Source organism: Photobacterium panuliri (genome assembly GCF_059920555.1).
The window spans coordinates 2,225,393-2,247,615 of record NZ_CP197192.1 but is presented as its reverse complement, the minus strand read 5'-3'; the positions used below and the strand labels follow the sequence as shown (position 1 = coordinate 2,247,615).

Genomic DNA, 22,223 nt, shown 5'->3' with positions numbered 1-22,223 from the left:
TCTTTAATCATCGATTTAGATGCTCTATGTTCTTTGTATCTATACGGCATAAATAGTGTTGGATAGCTGGGCGATGGAGGGGGCGTTAGGTATACAGGCTGGTATGTGGTATGCAACGGAGGAGGGGTGGAGAGAAAATAAGCCAGATTGAAAAAAAAGAGCCAGCATATTGCTGGCTCTTGGGGTTGGGTAACGAAGCTTATTTGCTAGATGCAATCGGCTCTGCGTTATCTTCCGGATGCCATGCGCCATCAAGTTCGTCAAGTTCTGGGAACTTAGAGCGGTCAAACTCAGGCATCTTGCCTTGTTTCAGCTGTAGTTCGTAGTCTTTGATGACTTTGATTGCCAGTTTTGAAAGCAAAACTAGTGCGACGATGTTGATCAAGGCCATCATGCCCATTGATGCATCGGCGAGGTTCCAAACCACAGGCAAAGAAGCTACAGAGCCGAACATAACCATTGCCAGTACGCACAGGCGGAATGCAAGTAGGCCTTTCTTTGTGTTGCCGTTTAGGAACATCACGTTTGTTTCCGCGTAGCTATAGTTAGCAATAATTGACGAGAAACAGAACAATAGAATAGCCGCTGCCATGAAGTATGTTGTCCAGCTACCCAGTTCGTTGGTCAAGGCTTGCTGTAGCAGGCTGATACCGGTTGCAGCATCAGGCTGGTCCATTACACCACTCAACATGATCATGGCCGCAGATGCTGTACAAATCACGATGGTATCAACGAATACACCTAGCATTTGAACGAAGCCCTGAGAGGCAGGGTGGTTCGGGTTTGGTGTCGCACTGGCGGCTACGTTGGCTGCTGAGCCCATACCCGCTTCGTTGGAGAACAGACCGCGGGCAATACCGCTCTGCATGGCTTGCGCAATGGTGTAGGCCACACCACCGGCTGCCGCTTCCTGCCAGCCAAATGCACTCTTCACGATCAGAGACAGTACAGCTGGAAGTTCTGTGATGTTCATAATCACAATCACAATTGCAATGGCCAGGTAGCCGATTGCCATGACAGGTACGATGCGGGATGACGCCTGAGCAATTTTCTGTAGGCCGCCCATGATAAAGAAGCCAGAGAAAGCAACGATGACCACACCCATGATAGTTTCATCGAAACCAAAAGAGTGGCTCAGTGCATCGGTAATGGTATTTGCCTGTACGGCGTTGAAGACCAAACCGAAGGCAATGATCAAGAAGACAGAGAACAAAGACCCCATCCAGCGCTGGCCAAGGCCTTTTTCCATGTAGTAGGCAGGGCCGCCACGGTATTGACCGTCGACATCTTTGGTTTTGTAGATTTGGGCCAATGTGGATTCAATAAACGCCGTTGACATACCGAACAGGGCAATCAGCCACATCCAGAATATGGCGCCAGGGCCACCTACTGTTAGTGCAACAGCAACACCGGCCATGTTACCCGTACCCACGCGAGCTGCCATAGAGGTACAGAATACCTGATAGGAACTCAGGCCATTGTCGACATCACGACCACTTTTTAGCACTTCGACAGCATGTTTGAATTGGCGAATTTGAATGAAGCCGAGACGAAAAGTGAAGTAGATACCTACTGCAACCAGTAAGTAAACAAGTAGCTGGCCCCATAGTACTCCGTTAATGGCTCCAATGACGGAATTTAGCCCATCATTTAGTGTGGTCAGCCAAGATTCATTCGTAACACTCATACTTTATATCCTGTAAATGGTGTCCTACTAATCATTTGCTAATAGAACAAACGGGAACGTCCTTATACGACAGTTCATGAATATGATTCTGAAATAATTATTGTTTTGTCTTGCCAAACGGCATGATTGCGCAACCAAGAAAGGTTACAAATATGAAACAATGAATCAGATATTTCATCTGTAGACGGGAAGGTAAGTTAGCACGAAATTTGCCACAATCAGCGTGATCTAAGTCACACTGCGTGAAAGGAAAACATGCAAATTAGCGTTGCAGTATTTCATGCTGTAAAATAAATGATTTTAAATCAGTGCCTTATGTTTAATTGAAGTGTTGTCAGCTAGGTCGGTAATGAGCGCTGTTCAATTGAAATTAATTTCGAATTTAACGTTGATTTAACGAGTTTGCGCGCGTTTTTTAACTAAAAGGGTGGGTGTGAAATTAATTTATTCTTAACATGTGAGATAGAGTGACTCTCGACTTAATTGAAAATGTTATGAATAAATATTCCAAGGGTTAAATGTAAACGTATTTTTAACAATATTTTCTTAAATTGCGGGACGCGCAATCGATAAAATGGGGTTTCTATTTTTATAATGTGAGAATGTCGGTGCCGGTAAAAGAGAATGAATTAACCGGCACTGCAGATGTGGGTTGATCAATGGATAGGGATTAGTGCTGAAAATTGCCAAGGTTCTTGTTTCGGTTTCTCAGGCAGTGTGTTGATGCGAGTATCGAAATTAGGGCGGAATTGATGGCCGCAGACACAAATATATTGCTCATCCTCACTTACCATAAACTCTTCTGATTGGCCGCATTTTGTACACATCGGTAATCGTAGCATAGTGTCTCCAAAGAATTATTATTATTACCGTACAAGATTTTGTTTGAATGTAATCATATACATAATTTTGCAACAGTATAAATAGGTTGAGAAATTTCTGGGATTCATTGCAAAGATATACAATTAAAGTTTATTTTTATCTTGATTTTGAATCCTGTAATGCAATATGGCGCATTTATATATGCAATAAAGTGCTTCAATAGGATAACTATGGCAGAATTCGCCTGACGTATAGCTGAATAATGGCTATAAAAAACCCGCCATATGGCGGGTTTGCGGTATGACTCCCATAATGGAGCCCTATTATGAGTGGATTAGAAAGAGGTACGCTTGTAGCGGCGGTATTCTGAACTCCAGAAGTTATCGTCGATTTTCTCTTTAATACGTTCGTCAGAGTTTTTCGGCGCTTTACGTTGCTCTACAGCTTTCTTGGCAACGGCAAAGGCGATATGACGAGAGACATTCTGAATTTCTTCTAGTGGCGGAAGAAGAGGGCCTTTGCCATCTTTTGCCATTGGCGAGCATTCAGCCAACGCACGGCTACTTTCCATTAGCATTTCATCTGTTACGCGGCGCGCACCAACCGCGAGTACGCCAAGACCAATACCTGGGAAGATATAGCTATTATTGCACTGGGCAATTTGGTACGTCTTACCGTTATGGATTACTGGCTCAAATGGTGAACCTGTAGCAACAAGGGCATGACCATCTGTCCAGCGGATCAAATCTGCAGGTGTCGCTTCAACACGGCTGGTAGGGTTAGATAGCGGGAAGATAATCGGACGTTCGCAGTGCTGGTGCATCTCACGGATAACTTCTTCGCTGAATAGGCCAGGAACACCAGATACACCGATCAAAATGGTTGGTTTGGCATTGCGCATCACATCAAGCAGGGAGATATTGTTGTCCTCTGTTTCCCACTCGTTGATTTTCTCGCGCGTCTGAACCAATGTCTTCTGGAAGTTGATCAGATTTGGCATATCGTCAACAAGCAGGCCCCAGCGGTCGACCATGTAGACTTGGCTTCGTGCCTGAGCATCTGAAATACCTTCAGAAACCATCTGCGCAATAATGGCTTCGGCGATACCACAGCCGGCAGAGCCTGCACCAAGGAAAGTCACGCGTTGTTCTGACAAACGGCTACCTGCAGCTTTACATGCAGCAAGTAGAGAACCAACGGTTACTGCAGCCGTGCCTTGAATATCATCGTTAAAGCAGCAAACTTTGTTTTTGTAACGCTCCAACAGCGGCATTGCGTTATTTTGAGCAAAGTCTTCAAATTGAATTAGTGCATCAGGCCAACGTTCTTTAACTGCCTGAATGAAGTCATCAACGAAGTTGTCGTATTCTTGCCCTGTAATACGAGGATGACGCCAGCCCATGTACATAGGATCAGAAAGGCGCTGTGGGTTGTTAGTGCCGACATCAAGAACAACGGGTAGGGTGTAAGCCGGGCTGATACCACCACAGGCGGTGTACAGTGACAGCTTACCAATAGGAATACCCATACCGCCGATGCCCTGATCGCCAAGACCCAGAATACGCTCGCCATCAGTTACAACGATAACTTTTACGTTGTGGCGAGAAGCATTGTTGAGCATATCTTCGATACGGTCGCGGTTCGGGTATGAGATAAACAGGCCGCGACCACGACGGTAAATATTAGAGAAGTTTTCGCAAGCAGCACCAACTGTCGGGGTGTAGATGATTGGCATCATTTCGGTGATATGGTTTTCGACCAATCGGTAAAATAGGGTTTCGTTGGTATCTTGGATGTTGCGTAGGTAGATGTGCTTGTCCATGTCATTTTCGAATTTCATGTACTGCTGATAAGCACGTTCAGCCTGTTCTTCGATACTTTCGATGGCTTCTGGGAGCAGGCCTTCGAGGTTGAAGAACATACGTTCCTCGACAGAGAATGCACTTCCTTTATTTAGCAGGGGGGTCTCAAGTAACGCAGGGCCTGCGTAAGGGATATAAAGAGGGCGTTTATTGTTGTTCATGCAATAGGCTCTGTTTCGTTTTTTAGGGGACAAATGGAAGCATTCCATACAGGCGGTAATCGTAGATCTACCGTGCTGAATATTCAAAGGTAATCAGCAGAAATTTCGCGAATTGGATCATATTTTCATGTCAATTTTTACGGTCGTTAACACGGTAACTGTTGTTTTGTTTTGCATTTGTTGCTTTTGGTGGTTTTGCTTTGGATTTTTGTATCGGTCTTGTTTGTGGTTGGTTTCTTTGGTTGGGGTGTTTATCGGCTGTCTGACTATTGTGATGATCGGTGGAGATTCGATGAATGCAAGTTGTGAGATTTGTTTTTAAACATGGGTTTTATGTAATTTAATTTGAATGGATTTGTTTAATTGTTGTTTTTCCTGGGGCTGCTGATCTGTTATGCATAGATACAAAAACGCCCGCATAAGCGGGCGTTGAATAAACTGCAGTGTTGCCAGTAATCAGTAGTGCCAAGGGAACTTACTGAAATCTTGGTCACGTTTTTCCAAAAAGGCATCGCGGCCTTCTTGCGCTTCGTCAGTACCATATGCAAGACGAGTGGCTTCGCCTGCAAAAAGTTGCTGACCAACTAAGCCATCATCAGGCAGGTTAAAACCGTATTTAAGCATGCGCATGGCTGTTGGTGATTTGCTGTTGATTTCTTTCGCCCAGCGAAGGGCTTCTTCTTCTAGATCAAAATGATCGACGACCTTATTGACCATCCCCATTTCGTAGGCTTCCTGTGCGCTATAGTTGAAGCCACAGAAGAAGATTTCACGGGCGCGTTTCTGACCGATCATTTTAGCTAGGTATGCCGAGCCATAACCAGAGTCGAATGATGCAACGTCCGGATCTGTCTGCTTGAAGATGGCGTGCTCTTTTGACGCCAAGGTCAGATCACAAACAACGTGCAGGCTATGGCCGCCACCGACCGCCCAGCCTGGTACAACGGCAATGACAACTTTAGGCATAAAGCGGATAAGACGTTGTACTTCAAGGATATGTAGTCGACCCATACGAGCCACATCGGCAGTACCAGCTTCTTCACCTTCGTACTTGTAGCCGTCTTTACCACGAATACGTTGGTCGCCGCCGGATGAAAATGACCATTGGCCTTTTTCAGATGGGCCATTACCTGTAAGTAGGACACAACCTACGTCAGACCATTGGCGTGCGTGGTCAAGTGCCGTATACAGTTCATCTACTGTCTTAGGGCGGAAGGCGTTCAGACAGTCAGGACGGTTAATAGCGATACGCACGGTGCCGTGTGCTTTGGCCCGGTGGTAAGTGATATCTTCAAAGTCAAAACCAGGGACTTCATCCCACAATTCAGGATTGAAAATGTGTTTGTGGCTCATGATGACGATTGCCTCGATGGAATGATGGTGTAAGGCTAGGGAGTTGCCGGTAAATGTCAACGTTTTATGAAAGATTATGACAAAAAGGGTGGGATTTTACTCGGTATGGTTCAATAATCCGTCATTTATTGGGGAATTAATATCGGTATGTATCTCGCCCAAAGGAGAGCTCTGACATATTGGCCTGCGGTGTTGTTACTTTGGAGCCGCTGCTAAGGTTGGGTTGTTGCTGAGAGGATGAGAGAGTTCATTGATAGCGAGGGTCGTTATGGATTCGCTCTGAACGACTTAGTGGACTAACCCACGGCTGTTATTGAGACAACGGTTAAAACCATAGGAACAATGGAATTGTCATAATTTGAGCTTATTTTTGTATAATGCCAATAAAAATGTTACGTCATTCATTTTAGATATTTAAATTTTGTAATTATCTTGAATATAGACTAATGTTATTCCCATTGTTAATTTCAGAAAAATAAATAAAAATTAATTCTGTGATGTTGTTGGCATATTATCAGTGAATATTCGATTACAGTGATATTCCAAGCTGCTTTTCGACAGTAATAAATAAGAGCTGCAACGGTTAGCTATTATTTTATCAGAATTTTATAAGGACCTGCCGCCTGCTTTCAGGCGGTTTTCTATTTTGGGGATAATTTATGTCTGACAATAGCTCTATTTTTGTTTCAACTATTGATTTAGAACGTATTTATGCGTTGCTAGAGAACATGAAGTCGCTTCCTGAAGCCCTTATCAGGCTAGAGGATGAACTTGACCGTGCAAATATTGTAGAACCAGAATGTATTCCAGATAATGTTGTCACAATGAATTCGACAGTTATCTTTAAATTTATTGGTAATGAAAAACAGATACAGAAAAAATTGGTTTATCCTCATGAGGTAAAAACCAATGATGAGATTTCTATATTTGCCCCAATCGGTAGCGCTTTGCTTGGACTTTCTGTCGGGCAGCAATTGTCATGGCCAATGCCCGATGGAAATGAGCGCACCATTGAGATTCTAGATGTGGTATACCAGCCGGAACGTAGTAGTGAATACTGCGTGTAGCGATGATGTAATGGCGATTTGAGGCAATTCTTGTCACAATGTCGCCATTATTATTGATAAAGCTCATTCATCTATGTCTTTGACCCTGCCTATTGATTCGTTAAGAACAGCATTTCTGACCCATTTATCACAACACCATCTTGTTGTTACCGCAGAGACCGGTTCGGGTAAGTCAACACGATTGCCTGTATGGGCTGCGGAACATGGCCGGGTGCTGGTGGTTGAACCCCGTCGAGTTGCCTGCCGTTCTTTGGCTGAGTTTGTGGCTGCAGAACGCCACGAGGCGGTCGGGGACAGTGTGGGCTATGCGATTCGTTTTGAGAATTACTTTAGTGAGCAAACCCAAGTGGTATTTGTTACCCCTGGCGTTGCTCTGCGCTGGATGACGGAAAACAGACTGGCGGATTTCAAAACGGTTATTGTCGATGAGTTCCATGAACGTCGTTGGGATACAGACCTGTTGCTGGCGATGCTCAAGACATTAGATAGCCACCGGCTGGTGGTGACATCCGCAACGTTGGACAGCGAACGCCTGACTCGATACTTAGGAGGATGCTGTCTGAGTGCTGAAGGACGTCAGTTCCATGTTGATGTTCGCCATTTGGCATCGGATAGCCGCAATATGCCTGAGGCCCGACATATCGAGAGCCGTGTCAAAGAGGTACTGCTTGAACATTATCAGTTGCATCGGGATATCTTGGTGTTCTTGCCCGGTCGTAAGGAGATCAGTTAGTGTTCCGCCATGCTTGGGCAGGCACTTCGTGATCAAATTGAGATGGGCCTTGTGGATGTTATTGCGCTTCACTCTTCGGTATCGGATCAAGAAAGGCTACGTGCGCTGACTCCTAGCGATAAGCAGCGGATTATTTTGGCGACCAACGTTGCGGAAACCTCGCTGACGATTCCCGGTGTTACCTTGATTATTGATACTGGTCTTGAGCGGCGTACCCATCAACGAAATGGCCGTACCGTGTTAGGGTTGCATGCTATTTCACGCGCCAGTGCAGAGCAGCGCAAGGGACGTGCAGGTCGTGTTGCTGATGGTTTGTGTTTGAGGCTCTATGGTAAGGCGGCACCGCTTGAACTGATCACCCCGCCTGAATTGCAGCGCGAGGAGCTGGTTGAACCCATGCTGGCGGCTGCCTGTAGCGGATACCGGTTGGATGCATTGCCTTTTGTCGATTCCGTGCCCGATAAATCGCTGACAGCAGCAAGCGAAAAGTTGCAGCAGATAATGGCCATTGATCCACAAGGCGAGGTGACAGAGCATGGTCGTATTCTCTATCCATTGCCGATTGATACCTTGTTTGCCCACTTGATTACAGCCATGCCGGACAAGGCCAGCCGAGAGGCGATGGTTGATTTGGCGGCATCGCTCAGTGTTTACCAAAAAATATGGACCCCGCCCGGCAATGAGGAAACTTGCGAGAAATTAGCGAAATGGGAACCGTATCATTGTGATGCAATGGCTTTGATCAAAATGGTCAGAATGACGGATCATGATAACCTTCCTGAATGGCTGGATGTCGACAAGGCCACCTTGGCCGAAGCGCAGATGCTATCGACACAAATGCGAGAAGCACTGCAATTGCCAGACTTGGATGTGGCCACGACAGTGCGGCGAGAACCTTGGCTAAAAGCGGTCATGCAAGCGGCTCCTGAATTAGTGTACGTCAGGCGGGAAAAGCGTCGCCAAGCATTGGGTAATGGCTATGCGGAAGTGAGTATTGGGCGAGATAGCCGCTTTGCCGATGACGCAGAGGCGGCCATTATTTTTGATCAGTTTGCTTTGGCCGGGAAAAAAGGGCTGAAACAAAATCTGGTCTTGGCTACATGTATGGCTCCTGTGCCGTTGGGCTATATTTGCGAACTTGATATGGCTCAAACTGTGCTTGGTGATTCCATCGCTACGGATGAGGGTATCAGGGTCGAGCATCGGCGGGTCTATGCCGGTCGGGTGATTGCTTCCTCTTGGCAGTCTCCGGAAGGGGAGAGCGCCGCTCGTGCATTGCTTGAAATGGTGTGGGATGGCTTGTTGCTGGAAGGGTTGGCTGAACGGGTAAGGGCTGATATTCACCAATGGAACCTCTATTTGGCTCTGGGGCGCTATCAACCGGAAGCCTGTACCCGTCCCGCGACGGTTGTTGACGCCAAGCAATGGCTTACTGAACAGATTGAGGCGTTAGGTGTTGAGTCAGAGGACGATCTGGCTTTATTTAGTGCTGATGAATTTGTGTTTGAGGGGATCCCGCAATGGGAGCGGGAAGACTTTGATTGTGAGTTTCCGTATCAAGTAAAACTCAATGATCTGACGATGGCTGTCGAATACCATATTGGCCGTAAGCTGGTGGTTGCCGTGTATCAAGGCGGTGGGCGAAAGGCGGATCCCAAGCGTTGGGAATTACCACGCTGGCAGGGATGGAAGGTTCAGTACCGCAAAGCAAGCCGTACGATTGATGTGCGCTAATATGGGAGTTGGGCAGCCAATTGGCTGCCCGACGAGTTATTCTTTAGGTAAAACGTTAGGGGCGGGTTGAGCCGCTAACTTAGCACGAATAAATTCGGTATGATCAACGTAGATCAACTCTGCAACCTGGCGGATCACGGCTTCTTCCATTGGATCTAGCGCGCCATCGGCGTAGGCAATTTGCCACATGGCTTCAATCAGTGCATAGCGCTGATTGGGCATGAGCGAGCGCAGCTTGGTGGTAAATTCATACAATGAGACGGATTGCTTGCTTTGGCGTTGAGCCATAGCGAGTAACTGGCTCGCCTGAGCATCGTCAACACCCAATAAATGGACTAACTGATGTTGTTTAGCCTTTGTTTCTCTTGGATCTTCATCATGGTCGGCATTGGCCACTTCACAAAGCAGGCAAGCCATTGCCAAATGAAGTGAAGGCGTATCGACAGCCCCGCCATCGCTTCCTTCGAGCATGACCTGACGGAATATTGAACGCAATTTATTGAACATGCTTTGCCTCGATTTACTTAGTTATAAAATTCGACATTGTGTTGAAACAAGAGTTCCGAATACGGGACTAATGGCACGTATTTTATGTTGTATATGGTTAGTTGGGTATTACATCAATATACGGTGGTTTGTGCGAAATGGAGCATAGCAATGGGTGTAAGTAAATAAAAGTACCGGACAGGGGGTCTGTCCGGTACTGGCTCCTTTTGAATTTAGGAAGCAGATAAAGGGGCGAATAGCTAATTAAAAGCGCGCATTGATGATAGGGAATACAGGGAGGTTTTTGCTGACAAATGTTCCCGATTTGTCGTAGTTGATCAGGCCTATTTGCACACCTTTATTGATATGGTCGGTTGCATTGATGAACCCGAACTGCACCCCATTGAGGCTGCCTGCATAGTTTACCGTACCAAATTGCAAGCCAGTGAATTGGTTGCCCGTATAGTTCAAGAAGCCAATATCAGCCCCTGTTGCTCGATTGTCGTTCCAGTTTGCAAGGCCGAATTTTGCACCAACAGAATCATTGGTCACGCGGTTGGCACCAAATAGAACCCCGACGCTAAGCCCTTTGAATTGGCTAGATTCAGCAAGGCCGAGAATTGGCAGCTGGAAACCGGCTACTGACGGTGTTTGACCGTAGAATAGCGAGGCGCGAAAACCGTGAACATCACCTGCCGGTAGGTTGTTGCCTGGCACAGAAAGCTGTACAGGTTGAGCGGCAAAGGCTGGGAAGGCGATGCTACTGGCGAGGATGGTGCCTAGTAGGGCTTTTTTCATTCATTATTCCCTCTGGGTTTATTTATTCTTTAAGGGTACTGCTGCAATTGGGGATCGACAATGGAGAAAGGGTTATTGATTATGCAAACTGATTATTAAATTATGTAGGGGTAGGGGAATACCTCTAGTAGAAGAACCGATTTTTCACTGAGTTAGGACGCAAACTGCGTGAAGCCGGAAGAATGTGGTAGAATTTGCAAAGATTTTGATATTGAAACATCAGGAATAGCCTTGACTCAGTCAACCCCCTCTCAAAATGACGTGTTAAATAACGAAAAAACACTTTATGCCGCACTCGATGAGTGTATGCTGCGCGACCAGTTCCGTCTGCGTAAGCGTATTCAGGGTGCATCCCGAATCAAGAAAGAGCAGGCCAAACACGCTGTTTTTGACGAGATTGCGCTAGATATTGCCAAGTCGATCAGTACTGCAGAGATGCGTGCTCAACAGCGTCCGGCGATTAATTACCCCGAGCAGCTTCCTGTTAGCCAGAAAAAAGACGATATCGCCGAGGCCATTAAAAATAATCAGGTGGTGATTGTTGCTGGTGAAACGGGTTCGGGTAAAACCACCCAGTTGCCAAAAATCTGCCTTGAATTAGGCTTGGGTACCAAGGGCATGATTGGCCACACTCAGCCTCGTCGCCTTGCTGCCCGATCCGTGGCTACCCGAATTGCCGAAGAGCTTGAGTGCGAATTGGGCTCTTACGTCGGCTATAAAGTACGATTTAATGATCAGGTTTCTGATCGCAGCCAAGTTAAGTTGATGACTGACGGTATTTTGCTGGCTGAGATCCAAAATGACCGTTTTTTGAATCAGTACGACACCATCATTATCGATGAAGCCCACGAACGTAGTCTGAATATTGACTTCATTATGGGCTACCTACGGGAGTTATTGCCGAAGCGCCCGGATCTGAAAGTTATCATTACATCGGCGACAATCGATCCTGAACGCTTTTCTAAGCACTTTAACAATGCCCCGATTATTGAAGTTTCCGGCCGAACTTACCCGGTAGAGGTGCGCTATCGTCCGATAAACGAAGATAGCGATGACAGTGATCGCGATCAGCTTCAGGCCATTTTCGATGCGGTAGACGAGCTTTGCGAAGAGGGCTTGGGTGATATCCTGATTTTCATGAACGGTGAGCGTGAAATTCGAGATACTGCCGAAGCGTTGGAAAAGCGTAAGTTGCGTGATACCGAAATACTGCCGCTGTATGCTCGTTTGTCTGCCAGTGAGCAAAATCGGGTCTTCCAGACACATGCGGGTCGTCGCATTGTCTTGTCTACCAACGTTGCCGAAACATCATTGACCGTACCGGGTATCCGCTATGTGATCGACCCGGGTACCGCCCGGATCAGTCGTTACAGCTACCGAACCAAGGTACAGCGCCTGCCTATTGAACGTGTTTCTCAGGCGAGCGCCAATCAGCGTAAGGGCCGTTGTGGCCGTGTTGCCGAAGGTATCTGTATTCGTCTGTACTCGGAAGAGGATTTCTTGTCCCGTCCTGAGTTTACCGATCCTGAGATTCTACGTACCAACTTGGCATCGGTTATTCTTCAGATGACGGCAATTGGTCTGGGCGATATTCAGGCCTTCCCGTTTGTTGAAGCGCCGGATAACCGTAATATTCAAGATGGTGTTCGCCTGCTTGAAGAATTGGGTGCAATCAATGCAAAAGCTCAGGACCCTCGTAAGCGACTAACGGCAATTGGCCGCCAGCTAGCTCGTCTGCCTATTGACCCGCGTTTGGCTCGCATGGTGCTTGAAGCACCTAAGCACGGCGCCTTGCGTGAAGTGATGATTATTGCTTCGGCGCTGTCTATTCAGGATCCGCGCGAGCGTCCGATGGACAAGCAGCAAGCATCAGATGAAAAACACCGCCGTTTTTACGACAAAGACTCAGACTTCGTGACGTTTGTGAATCTGTGGGATTATGTTCAGGAACAGCAAAAAGCGTTGTCGGGTAATCAATTCCGTCGTCAGTGCAAGAAGGATTATCTGAACTACCTGCGTGTGCGTGAATGGCAGGATATCTATTTCCAAGTTAACCAAGTAGTCAAAGAGTTGGAACTGCGGGTGAACCAGCAGGAAGCAAGTTATGATGGTATTCATACCGCCTTGCTGGCTGGCATGTTGTCGCATATTGGTCTTAAGGATCAGGAGAAAAATGAATATCAGGGCGCACGCAATGCCCGTTTTAATATTTTTCCTGGTTCGGGGATTTTCAAGAAACAGCCGAAATGGGTGATGGTTGCCGAGTTGGTTGAAACGTCTCGTTTATGGGGGCGTATTGCCGCGAAGATTCAGCCGGAGTGGGTAGAGCCGCTGGCCGAGCACCTGCTAAAACGCAGTTATAGTGAACCGCACTGGGAAAAGAAACCGGCGTCAGTATCAGCTTTTGAAAAAGTGACCCTGTACGGGATCCCTGTTGTCGCCAAACGCAGGGTCAACTACGGCAAGATCGATCCTGTGCTGTCCCGAGAGCTATTTATTCGTTCGGCGCTGGTGGAAGGCGATTGGGAAACGAAGCATAAGTTCTTCCAACAAAACCGTAAGTTGCTAAAAGAAGTTGAAGAGCTAGAGCATAAATCTCGTCGTCGCGACATTCTGATTGACGATGATGCGCTGTTTGAGTTTTACGACCAACGTATCGACCTATCGGTGGTATCTGGACGTCATTTTGATACATGGTGGAAGAAAGCCAGCAAGACTGAGCCAGAGCTGCTCAACTTCGAACGCGATATGCTATTCAAAGGTGATGCCAGCCATGTGACAGACTTGGATTATCCGAACTTCTGGCATCAAGGTAGCCTGAAGCTCAAGCTGAGTTACCAATTTGAGCCAGGTGAGGATAGTGACGGTGTAACGGTGCATTTGCCATTGCCAATTCTTAACCAGGTTGATATCGATGGTTTCGACTGGCAGATCCCGGGATTGCGTCATGAGTTGGTGGTTGCGTTGATTAAATCGCTGCCTAAGCCCGTACGTCGTAATTTCGTTCCTGCACCAAACTATGCCGATGCTTTCTTGGCCCGTGCTGAATCAATGGCGATGCCGCTTTTGGATTCACTCGAGAAAGAGCTCAAGCGCATGACGGGTGTGACAGTTATGCGCGAGGACTGGAATCTGGAGCAGGTACCTGATCACCTCAAGATCACCTATCGCGTTGTTGACCATCGCAACCGAAAGATCCGCGAAAGCAAAGATATTTATAGTCTTAAAGACGGTTTGAAAGAGAAGGTTCAACAGACACTGTCTCAAGTTGCCGATGATGATATTGAGCAGGAAGGGTTGAAGACCTGGAGTTTCGGTGCATTGCCGGAACGTTATCAGCAAAAGCGAGGGGGCTTTGAAGTAAAAGCCTACCCGGCGATTGTCGATAATAAAGATTCAGTGGGAATCAAGTTGTTTGAAACCGAAGAGCAGCAGCGAACGGCAATGCAGCAAGGTCAACGTCGTTTGATTCTGTTGAATGTACCTTCGCCAATCAAATACCTGCATGCTAATTTGCCGAACAAATCGAAACTGGGCCTCTACTTTAACCCTTACGGTCGTGTTTTGGATTTGATTGATGACTGTATTGCCTGTGGTGTGGATAAACTAATAGAAGAAAAAGGCGGCTTGGTATGGGAGCCTGAGCATTTTGAAGGGCTTAAAGAGCATGTCCGTGCAGAGCTTGGTGATACGGTTGTTGATATAGCCAAGCAGGTCGAAGAGATCTTAACCACGGCGTTTAATATCAACAAACGTCTGAAGGGGCGTATTGATTTGAGCATGGCGTTTGCGCTTTCTGATATCAAGGCACAAATTGAAGGGTTGATCTTCAAAGGCTTTGCGACAGAGTGCGGTTGGCGTCGCCTGCCTGATATCTTGCGTTACATGCGAGCGATAGAGCGCCGCATGGAAAAGCTGCCGATTGATCCTAATAAAGATCGCATGCATATTCTGAAGATCGAGTCAGTCGTGTCAGACTATAAAGAGTTGCTGAATAAGATCCCTAAAGGCCAGCCAATTCCAAATAACGTCAAGGAAATTCGTTGGATGATCGAAGAACTTCGCGTTAGCTTCTTTGCCCAGCAATTGGGAACACCTTATCCTGTATCGGATAAGCGAGTTCGTAATGCGATTAATGAATGCTAACTTTTATTAGTGAGTGAATATGAAAAACCGGGTCGAATGGCTCGGTTTTTTTATGCGTGTTTTCATGCTTTCGCTAGCTTGGGCATATGTAATATGTGCAACAGGCGTAAATTATTTGGAAGCAGATGAGATTCCAAAGTATCGGCTATTGTGATCTATGTCATAATTATATAAATATTCTATATAAATGAATAATTATAGTTGTATTGGGATATAGTAGTAATGGCTAGATTTAAAATTTTGTATAAGGATGATGTGGTACTGACAGTCAATATGGATGATGAGTTCTGTATTGAGGAGATAAAGAGTCTACAGGAACAAGGGTTTATTCCTATAGACAATGAAATTAATGCATCATCGAGTCAATCTGCTATTTCGGATTTTTATTCTTCATTTCCTAAAATGTACAGTGACAATCCACTTACGATAACGAATGTATTATTATTTAGAACAAATAAAATGCAGAGATTAGCCTATTTAGGCTATAGCATAATTGCTACTATTTTCATGTTCATATTTTGTACGGTAGCAATTAAAAGAATTTATGATTATGCACAATATAGTCATTACGGTAGTGATGATATAGGGTTTGGTGCGATTCTTCTATTTTTATTATTATTTTTCATCAATTTCTGGGTGTTAATTGCTATTGCGATATCACGTTGGAAAAACTGTGGTAATAGTGGTTGGACTTACTTATTAGCATTGGTTGGTGTGCTCATTGCCGACTATTACCTGATGGGAAGTGCCATTACAATATTGAATATTTACCTACTGCTAGTTCCTCAGGATATAAAAGGTAGATTGCCAAGTCATGTAGAAAAGACGATTACCATTTAAAAACGGAGGTAAACAAGGATGTTAACCGCAAATGAGCTGGTCGGAAAAGTACTATTAGTTGGTATTACTGCTGTAAATAAAAATCAGCAAGTTATTGAGACGGGGCAAGTTGCTGGTACTGTGATGGCTATTGATAAAAATGTCATAGCTATATTGGGCGGAGCAAAAAATGATATATATACGATCCCTGCTGATTTGGCATCAGTCCACAAAGCCCAGTCGGGAGAATACTATCTTCACTCAACGGGAGAGGTGATTGTTGACCCCGATTATTTCACTATTTGGACTGTGACTATAGATGATAAAGAAAGAATGGCATTGTATGAAAAACAGGGAATAACATTGCCGACGTATCATTAGGGTGTGTCCCTTAATTATTTCCACCATCGTTATCGGGCCAATATTCGTCAAAGCAACCAAAATGGCGATAAACATAGTGGTTCTACCTTCAAGCCTAGTTTTATGCTTATTGGCAGTGAATAAAAAAGCCCTGACGGGCTTTTTTATTAGTAGTAGCAATTAATCGCGACTTGGTTTTTGGCCATCGGTATGATTTGTAGGCTTGCGGCGATGACGCGGCGCCGGTTTACGACGTGGTGAGTTTGGTTTGTCCTGTTTAGGACGGCTGCCTTCCTCGTCTTGTGGTTCGCGTTTGTGTTTCGGCACATAGTTGAGGATAGAAATCGGCACGGGCTTGCGCGGGGCAAATCCTTCAACTTCACGTCGTTCAATTAAGTGTCCCAAGCGGCTTTCGATCATACACAGATTTTTGAAGTTATCTTTAGAGACAAATGAGATAGCTTCGCCAGGTGCGCCAGCGCGACCCGTTCGGCCGATACGGTGGATATATTCATCAGCAGGGAAGGGCAGATCGTAGTTGATCACGCGTGGCAGTTCGTCGATGTCGATACCGCGTGCGGCAACGCCTGTTGCGACTAGATATTTCACATCGCCGGCAACAAAATCAGCCAGCACTTTGGCCCGGACATCTTGGCTGCGACCACTGTGGAAGGCTTCTGCTGTAATGCCACGCTTTTCTAGCTGGGAAACAAGCTTGGCTGCACCGTGTTTGGTTTCAATGAAGATAAGCGCCTGATCCCAGTCATTTTCTTGAATAAGGTGACTAAGTAGGCTGGACTTCATATCTTTGTCTACGGTGATTAGCCATTGCTCAATATTGGGTTTAGACGCATCACGCGCAGCGATAGCAATTTCAACCGGGTTATGTACGGCGGTTTTTGCCAGATCCCGAACTTTGTTTGATAGCGTTGCAGAAAATAGCAGGTTCTGGCGATCTTCAGGCAGGCGTTCAACAATCTTGTTGATGCTCTCGATAAAGCCCATGTCGAGCATGCGGTCAGCTTCATCCATCACCAGAATTTCCAGCTCTTCAAAGTAGACCGCTTTTTGGCTATGCATATCCAGTAGACGACCAGGGGTCGCGACGAGAATATCAACGCCTTCAATCAGCTTTTGTTTTTGAGGTTTTTCATCAACGCCACCGAACATAGCCAGTGTTGTGAGAGAAAGGTGCTTGGCGTATTGCTCAACGTTTTTACTTACCTGAATTGCCAGTTCGCGGGTAGGAACCAGAACAAGGGCTCGGATGCGTTTTTTACGTTGTGTTTCACCTTTTCTGAGCATTTCCAAAATTGGTAACACAAAGCTTGCGGTTTTACCGGTACCGGTTTGTGCGGCAGCAATCAGGTTTTCACCGGATAGGACAACAGGAATGGCTTTTTCTTGAATCGGCGTTGGTGAAGCGTAGTTCAGTTCAGCAAGCGCCTTAACAATCGGATCGCATAATCCAAGCTTTGAAAATGGCATTGAGAATCTCAGTTAATAGGTATGAACACAGCAATGGCCGAAGCCATGCATTGGGTTTGGTGAACTATTTTAGCACGTTCTGCCACCGTAACCTCTCGATGTTTGTTTGAATACGATGAGAGTGCGGTGATAGAGCAGGGTATAGAAAAGCGATACCCGTGGGCATCGCTTTTTGGTTGCTTCTTGTTACATTGTTTTGGGCGAGTAACTGGGATTATCGTTCCCAGTACGCCTCTTCTAAACAGTCTTCTCGTTCAGGCAGGCCGCGAGAAAGACGCGGAGCATGCTGGGTAAGAACTTGGTAGCTTACACGGTTTGAATACTGACAAATTTGAGAGAAAGATGAGTATGTCAGGCATTTCGCAACGTGTTTTGCCGAATTAGGCACATTTGCTTTGTGGTATACGTTGGCAGACATGTCATGCAGCAGTGCAGATAGGGCTGCATCACCCGCACCATTGGTGTTTTTGATTTCCACCGGACCGCCCAAGTATGGGGCAATGTGTGAGTATACTCGAATTGGATTCTCACAGCTTGCTTTGGTCATTGGACGGCTGAATTCATATTTGTTGAATTCGGCAATACGGCCAGGTAGAAGGGGAAGGGTCGATTCACGCTTAAGTTCGTCTTCGGTGTAACCCGCCATGTATAGGCCGATAGGGCCTGCAGTACATAGGACGAGATCTACCCATTCCAGTGCTTTGTCGGCTGCAAGTAGAGGATCTTTTTCGCCTGTTAGGGCTTCGGCTTCTTCTTCGTTCATCGCTACGCAGGTAACGTGCTCTTTGAGAAACTCAATCCACCATTCTTGTTTGCCTTCGATAACGTATTTAGTGCCTAGGGTTAGGACAACCGGAACGTTATGCTTTTTGGCGTATTCGATAGCTTTAAGCGCAGAGTCTTTCATTGGGTCGGTTGGCTTGCCGCGAACCAGATAAGACGAGAGTACTAGCGCAGAGGCATTTTCGAAAGCGGCTTCTGGAACGAATTCCGGACGAAGCTGGTTCATGTCACCTTCATTGATTGCGAAAGTGCGTTCGCCATCTTCGGTGATCAGGGTATAGCAGCGACCAATAGGCCCGCTAACAGGCTGCAAGTAGTCAAGATCCATACGGCTTGATGTATTGCAAAGGTAGCGGTAAGCGTATGATCCAATTTTTAGATCCTGGCTCATAACACCAAGCAGGATAGAGGCATCATCAGCAAGTACAGAATAGTTGTGCAGGGTGTTACCAATGGTATCACCTGGGTATTCGTGGCTAATGAGGTTGCGCTCTTTCAGCTCTTGGTAGAGCTCTTCAGCCTTGTCTTCTTCAAGAACCAGTGAGTGGCCTTTGCTGAGGTTGTGGCGAGCAAGGAATGCATCGTCTACGCGCGCTTCGATATCAACAATAGTTTGGCCAACACCGACAAGGTGAGTGCGAGATAGCGGATTTTCTTGCTGGATTTGAGCTACTAATGGATCGCGGGCATCGACAGGGAAGTAATGCTTTGATTTACGCTGACCAGGGAATTTCATCTGTGAGGCTATCGATTTAAGAAAATTTTGTTTCATTCTATCATAAAAATGATAATCACATCACACTTCATGACGAATTGATGAAGTGTAATGGTCATTTGGTTTCTTTTTGCCCAAAGAGATGGACGAAAGGAACTCACATTTTTATAACTGCCTAGACACAAACAAAAAACAGCCACTGAAGTGGCTGTTTTTGGCAAGTGAGGGCGTAATCTACCTGAGTTTTAGGAAGATAGCAACTTGGGTTCGAATGCCTTGCTTCCACCGACTGGGCGATTAACGGAAATTGAGCGGCCTTTCTTCATGCCTTTTTCATAGTCATCGGTCATTGCCTTCATGGCTTCTTGGAGCTGCTGCTTGAAGGTTTCGCGGTCGAGGTTTTCGAATTCTTTATCGATATAGTTCGTCATGCGTTTGTGATGGTCATCGTCGGTGGATAGCTCTGGTAGTTTTTCCAGCGCCCCTTCAAGCCATCCGGCAAGGAAAGAGTTTACCCGTCGATTCACTTCACTGTTGCTGGTTCCCGTGCCTTGGAAACTATTGCGGAACTGACCAGTTTGCTGATTCATCTCACGATATACAACGTCAAATGCAAATGCGGCAAAAATAGCGCGTTCGGCTACGCCGATAAATTCGGCTTGCTTGAGGCCCTTGTGGTTGGTCAGGACACACTCAACACCAAAACGGCGGTTGATACCACGAATGATCTTCAGGATTTGCTGACTGATATCCGCAGGTAACAAGGTTGTAGCTTTGGTTTTGCCCATCTGGATGAATTCGATGTCGTCTTTGTCAAGACCGTACTTGAGCATTAAACGATGCGCCATCTTAATGGCTTGAGCGGCTTCGTTGACGTTTGCCGAGTTACCGAGCTCTAGACATTTAGCTATTTTTTTCAGCGCTTTTCGCTTTTGTTCAGACATTCGAACACACCATGTTTGAAAAAGGGGGCACATTTTAACGTGTTGGCATGATTCATACAATTCCATTGCGTGTTGAGTGTGATGTTTGCTGTACCTTGTGTGGTGGGATGGATGATCAGAATCCCGCATCTTGAGGTAACTTGAGTATAATGTTGTTGTTATCAGAAAACAGTGCGTAATTTATGAGCAATAAAGAGAGTTACCATGCGATTGATGTGCCGTTTGAATACCGGCATACCTGCTGGTTTTGCGGCGAGCCGTATTACGATTCATATGCCTTTATGCCGTCGCCAAATTATGATGGGCAGGAACAGCCCCTGTTGATACCTAGTTGCGAAGAGTGTTTTGGTTTTTGCCGGCAAACACGGGTGAGCGGAATCGATTTGTTGCGTGACAAGGTCAAAGACGCTCTCCATAAGAAATACCAAAAACATTTGCAGATTGGCGTGAATTGGGCAAAGGAAGAGCTTGAAGATTGTGAGTTCGAAGGCAAAGCTCTGGAAGGTTTCCGGGAGAGCGCTTGGGCTATGTTCGAAATTGCCAAGGGACGGGTAAATTATGCCGGTTGGCCGCTGACGATTGACGGCCAGCCTGTTTCAGCACTGAGCCAGGCATTTCATGTCGAGTTCGATGGCATTATCTATACCTCGCTTCAACGGGCCGTTGAGCAATTGGCTAAAGCTTATGCGATCCCACAGCCTTACCTTGAAGCGGTCATCGAGGTTGTAGGGCGTCAACGGTTGGCTTATGCCATTCGTTTTGCCAAAACAACCTATGGCTATTCGGCTGATGAGCGGGAAGCGAGTATTGCTAGCCTCAAAGCCTTGGTTGCGGAAGAGCAGGCGCTAGCAATACAAGTTGCGGTACCAGCAAAGGGGATTCAGGCTTCGCTTGATGAGCTTGAACCGCTTATTCTGCACCGGACACAAATACCGGTTCATGCAATCCAGTGGATATTGGAGCGGGGGATAACCAATTTGGCGCAGCTTGCGGAATGTGAAGACGACTGTTTTGACCATTTTGGCAAAGATTCTGAATTAGTGGCGTACACCTATTTTACCGCGATGCAGGTATATTTAGAGCAGCGAGACGTTGACCCCGAGTGGGCTGAGAATGTTGATCCTAACCGACGTTGGTTTGAACAGCTAGAATTTCCGCGAGAGAGATAAATATCATCCAAGCGGAAAACGAAGATAGGTCGTAACTTGCCTGCGGCCTATCGTTTGACTCAGCGGTGCCTTGCGTTTCTATACCCGTTATCAATGGTTGTGTAAGTACAGGGATTGTGTAAGTACAGGATTGCTGCGGCGATTAGTAGTATAAGTACACCGCGTTAGTGATGTGCTCACTTAACGCGATGAAAATATGATTGATGAATTCTGCGAAGGGGGTGTGTCGTTGTTAATGATCCGTGTGCTTCAAGTCATCTTGTACCATTGAATTATGTTGCTCGTGAATAGTGTTTACGCGCACACGCTGTTGGGGGGCGATACGTTCATACTCAGTGAGATAAATATCACTGTGGATGTGTTCTGCGATCATCTTCACGATGAGGCGGTTGTTCGAATAAATCCCTAACGTTTCATCACGGTGTGAAAACATCAATGCAAGTTTCATGTCGGCAACACACATGAAACGGTGCGATGGGTATTCGGTTTCAGCGTTCTCTGATCGTGAATAAAGTTCGATTTTCTCGTGTGGACTTGCCATTTTGTTAAATGAAAAGCCAATAATACGCACGCCTCGTTCAATGGCATCACACAATTCTTTGGCAAACAGCTCAAGGTTAAAATCGGTATTTAGGTAGATCTCTAGGTTTGCTTGGTTAATGATTTCCTTAGCTTTTTGTAGCAGGTTATCAAAGCCCGTGACGTTATAGACGAATTCTTTCTCTTCTTGCAGCATCATCTTTGACAGTTCTGTTTTGAGAATATCGATATTCTCTACTGTCTTCTTTTTGATTTGACTAAAAATCAAGTCAGGTGATTTGGCTTCGTACTCTTTTGTGTCACCATCGGACATAAAGATATAGCCATTGGTGTATAAGTTATTTATTGATGAATAGACGGAAGAGCGTGAGATCGCAATGTCTTTGGCTATTTTATAGCCGCTGGCTCGGCCATTTTTCAGCAAGTTAATATATACAAGCGCATCGGTTTTGGTAAATCCAAAATCCATCAATTTAGTCACTAGCTCTGACACGGGTTGTCCTCTGAAACTGTTCAACATTTCCCTCCTTAAGGGTACCATTCCCGCGACTCCGAG

16 protein-coding genes are annotated in these 22,223 nt (G+C 46.0%); 7 read left to right on the top strand and 9 right to left on the bottom strand.

From position 1 onward, the window contains the following. Positions 1-199: 199 nt before the first annotated feature. The 3 genes from ACSF8X_RS10395 to ACSF8X_RS10385 form a co-directional block, all read right to left on the bottom strand. Positions 200-1,687 (bottom strand): alanine/glycine:cation symporter family protein, encoded by a 1,488-nt coding sequence (locus ACSF8X_RS10395; protein WP_047879252.1) that lies wholly within the window; start codon positions 1,685-1,687, stop codon positions 200-202. Between the two features lie 1,156 nt (positions 1,688-2,843). Further along, the gene (locus tag ACSF8X_RS10390) at positions 2,844-4,532 is read right to left on the bottom strand and encodes an NAD-dependent malic enzyme (protein ID WP_047880981.1); all 1,689 of its coding nucleotides are present in this window, start codon (positions 4,530-4,532) and stop codon (positions 2,844-2,846) included. A 456-nt stretch (positions 4,533-4,988) separates the two neighbouring features. Continuing rightward, positions 4,989-5,885 (bottom strand): 1,4-dihydroxy-2-naphthoyl-CoA synthase, encoded by an 897-nt coding sequence (locus tag ACSF8X_RS10385; RefSeq protein WP_047880980.1) that lies wholly within the window; start codon positions 5,883-5,885, stop codon positions 4,989-4,991. A 659-nt stretch (positions 5,886-6,544) separates the two neighbouring features. Between ACSF8X_RS10385 and rnk the strand changes: the two genes are divergently transcribed. From rnk to ACSF8X_RS10370, 3 genes are all read left to right on the top strand, one after another. Continuing rightward, positions 6,545-6,952: a nucleoside diphosphate kinase regulator gene (gene rnk / locus ACSF8X_RS10380; protein ID WP_500849869.1), complete on the top strand. Its 408-nt coding sequence runs from the start codon at positions 6,545-6,547 to the stop codon at positions 6,950-6,952. 73 nt (positions 6,953-7,025) lie between these two features. Next, the gene (locus ACSF8X_RS10375) at positions 7,026-7,685 is read left to right on the top strand and encodes a DEAD/DEAH box helicase (RefSeq protein WP_500849868.1); all 660 of its coding nucleotides are present in this window, start codon (positions 7,026-7,028) and stop codon (positions 7,683-7,685) included. A 9-nt stretch (positions 7,686-7,694) separates the two neighbouring features. Further along, on the top strand, positions 7,695-9,419 hold the full coding sequence (locus ACSF8X_RS10370; protein ID WP_500849867.1) for a helicase-related protein: 1,725 nt from the start codon (positions 7,695-7,697) through the stop codon (positions 9,417-9,419). 36 nt (positions 9,420-9,455) lie between these two features. Here ACSF8X_RS10370 and ACSF8X_RS10365 read toward each other — a convergent pair whose 3' ends face one another. Next, positions 9,456-9,926, bottom strand: coding sequence for a tellurite resistance TerB family protein (locus ACSF8X_RS10365; protein WP_500849866.1), 471 nt, complete (start codon positions 9,924-9,926; stop codon positions 9,456-9,458). A gap of 243 nt (positions 9,927-10,169) precedes the next feature. Next, positions 10,170-10,703 carry a hypothetical protein gene (locus ACSF8X_RS10360; protein ID WP_500849865.1) on the bottom strand — a complete coding sequence of 178 codons (534 nt, stop codon included), beginning with the start codon at positions 10,701-10,703 and terminating at the stop codon, positions 10,170-10,172. Between the two features lie 261 nt (positions 10,704-10,964). Here ACSF8X_RS10360 and hrpA point away from each other — a divergent pair, with 261 nt between their 5' ends. From hrpA to ACSF8X_RS10345, 3 genes are all read left to right on the top strand, one after another. Next, entirely contained in the window at positions 10,965-14,849 is a 3,885-nt protein-coding gene (gene hrpA, locus ACSF8X_RS10355; RefSeq protein ID WP_276203193.1) for an ATP-dependent RNA helicase HrpA, read from the top strand. Positions 14,850-15,071: 222 nt separating this feature from the next. Then, a complete protein-coding gene (locus tag ACSF8X_RS10350) occupies positions 15,072-15,689 on the top strand; it encodes a DUF805 domain-containing protein (protein ID WP_500849864.1) in 618 nt (205 codons plus the stop codon). Positions 15,690-15,707: 18 nt separating this feature from the next. Continuing rightward, positions 15,708-16,049, top strand: a complete 342-nt coding sequence (locus ACSF8X_RS10345) for a hypothetical protein (RefSeq protein WP_047880974.1) — start codon at positions 15,708-15,710, stop codon at positions 16,047-16,049. Between the two features lie 159 nt (positions 16,050-16,208). Here ACSF8X_RS10345 and ACSF8X_RS10340 read toward each other — a convergent pair whose 3' ends face one another. The 3 genes from ACSF8X_RS10340 to ACSF8X_RS10330 form a co-directional block, all read right to left on the bottom strand. After that, complete coding sequence (locus ACSF8X_RS10340; protein WP_500849863.1) at positions 16,209-17,516, bottom strand: DEAD/DEAH box helicase; 1,308 nt, start codon at positions 17,514-17,516, stop codon at positions 16,209-16,211. A gap of 214 nt (positions 17,517-17,730) precedes the next feature. Continuing rightward, positions 17,731-19,035: an inosine/guanosine kinase gene (locus tag ACSF8X_RS10335; RefSeq protein WP_047880254.1), complete on the bottom strand. Its 1,305-nt coding sequence runs from the start codon at positions 19,033-19,035 to the stop codon at positions 17,731-17,733. 224 nt (positions 19,036-19,259) lie between these two features. After that, positions 19,260-19,958, bottom strand: coding sequence for a DUF2786 domain-containing protein (locus ACSF8X_RS10330; RefSeq protein WP_047880253.1), 699 nt, complete (start codon positions 19,956-19,958; stop codon positions 19,260-19,262). A gap of 182 nt (positions 19,959-20,140) precedes the next feature. On the opposite strand from ACSF8X_RS10330, the gene ACSF8X_RS10325 reads away from it, so the two are divergent. Then, entirely contained in the window at positions 20,141-21,127 is a 987-nt protein-coding gene (locus tag ACSF8X_RS10325) for a hypothetical protein (RefSeq protein WP_500849862.1), read from the top strand. Positions 21,128-21,359: 232 nt separating this feature from the next. Here ACSF8X_RS10325 and ACSF8X_RS10320 read toward each other — a convergent pair whose 3' ends face one another. Continuing rightward, positions 21,360-22,160, bottom strand: coding sequence for a TrmB family transcriptional regulator (locus tag ACSF8X_RS10320; RefSeq protein WP_500851180.1), 801 nt, complete (start codon positions 22,158-22,160; stop codon positions 21,360-21,362). Positions 22,161-22,223 lie beyond the last annotated feature (63 nt).

Excerpts from the sequence above, each read along its gene's own strand:
- ACSF8X_RS10340 (WP_500849863.1), bottom strand. The coding sequence starts at position 17,516 with ATGCCATTTTCAAAGCTTGGATTATGCGATCCGATTGTTAAGGCGCTT.
- ACSF8X_RS10335 (WP_047880254.1), bottom strand. The coding sequence starts at position 19,035 with ATGAAATTCCCTGGTCAGCGTAAATCAAAGCATTACTTCCCTGTCGAT.
- ACSF8X_RS10370 (WP_500849867.1), top strand. The coding sequence starts at position 7,695 with ATGCTTGGGCAGGCACTTCGTGATCAAATTGAGATGGGCCTTGTGGAT.
- ACSF8X_RS10390 (WP_047880981.1), bottom strand. The coding sequence starts at position 4,532 with ATGAACAACAATAAACGCCCTCTTTATATCCCTTACGCAGGCCCTGCG.
- ACSF8X_RS10350 (WP_500849864.1), top strand. The coding sequence starts at position 15,072 with ATGGCTAGATTTAAAATTTTGTATAAGGATGATGTGGTACTGACAGTC.
- ACSF8X_RS10395 (WP_047879252.1), bottom strand. The coding sequence starts at position 1,687 with ATGAGTGTTACGAATGAATCTTGGCTGACCACACTAAATGATGGGCTA.
- rnk (WP_500849869.1), top strand. The coding sequence starts at position 6,545 with ATGTCTGACAATAGCTCTATTTTTGTTTCAACTATTGATTTAGAACGT.
- ACSF8X_RS10330 (WP_047880253.1), bottom strand. The coding sequence starts at position 19,958 with ATGTCTGAACAAAAGCGAAAAGCGCTGAAAAAAATAGCTAAATGTCTA.
- ACSF8X_RS10345 (WP_047880974.1), top strand. The coding sequence starts at position 15,708 with ATGTTAACCGCAAATGAGCTGGTCGGAAAAGTACTATTAGTTGGTATT.
- ACSF8X_RS10375 (WP_500849868.1), top strand. The coding sequence starts at position 7,026 with ATGTCTTTGACCCTGCCTATTGATTCGTTAAGAACAGCATTTCTGACC.
- ACSF8X_RS10325 (WP_500849862.1), top strand. The coding sequence starts at position 20,141 with ATGAGCAATAAAGAGAGTTACCATGCGATTGATGTGCCGTTTGAATAC.
- ACSF8X_RS10385 (WP_047880980.1), bottom strand. The coding sequence starts at position 5,885 with ATGAGCCACAAACACATTTTCAATCCTGAATTGTGGGATGAAGTCCCT.
- ACSF8X_RS10360 (WP_500849865.1), bottom strand. The coding sequence starts at position 10,703 with ATGAAAAAAGCCCTACTAGGCACCATCCTCGCCAGTAGCATCGCCTTC.
- ACSF8X_RS10365 (WP_500849866.1), bottom strand. The coding sequence starts at position 9,926 with ATGTTCAATAAATTGCGTTCAATATTCCGTCAGGTCATGCTCGAAGGA.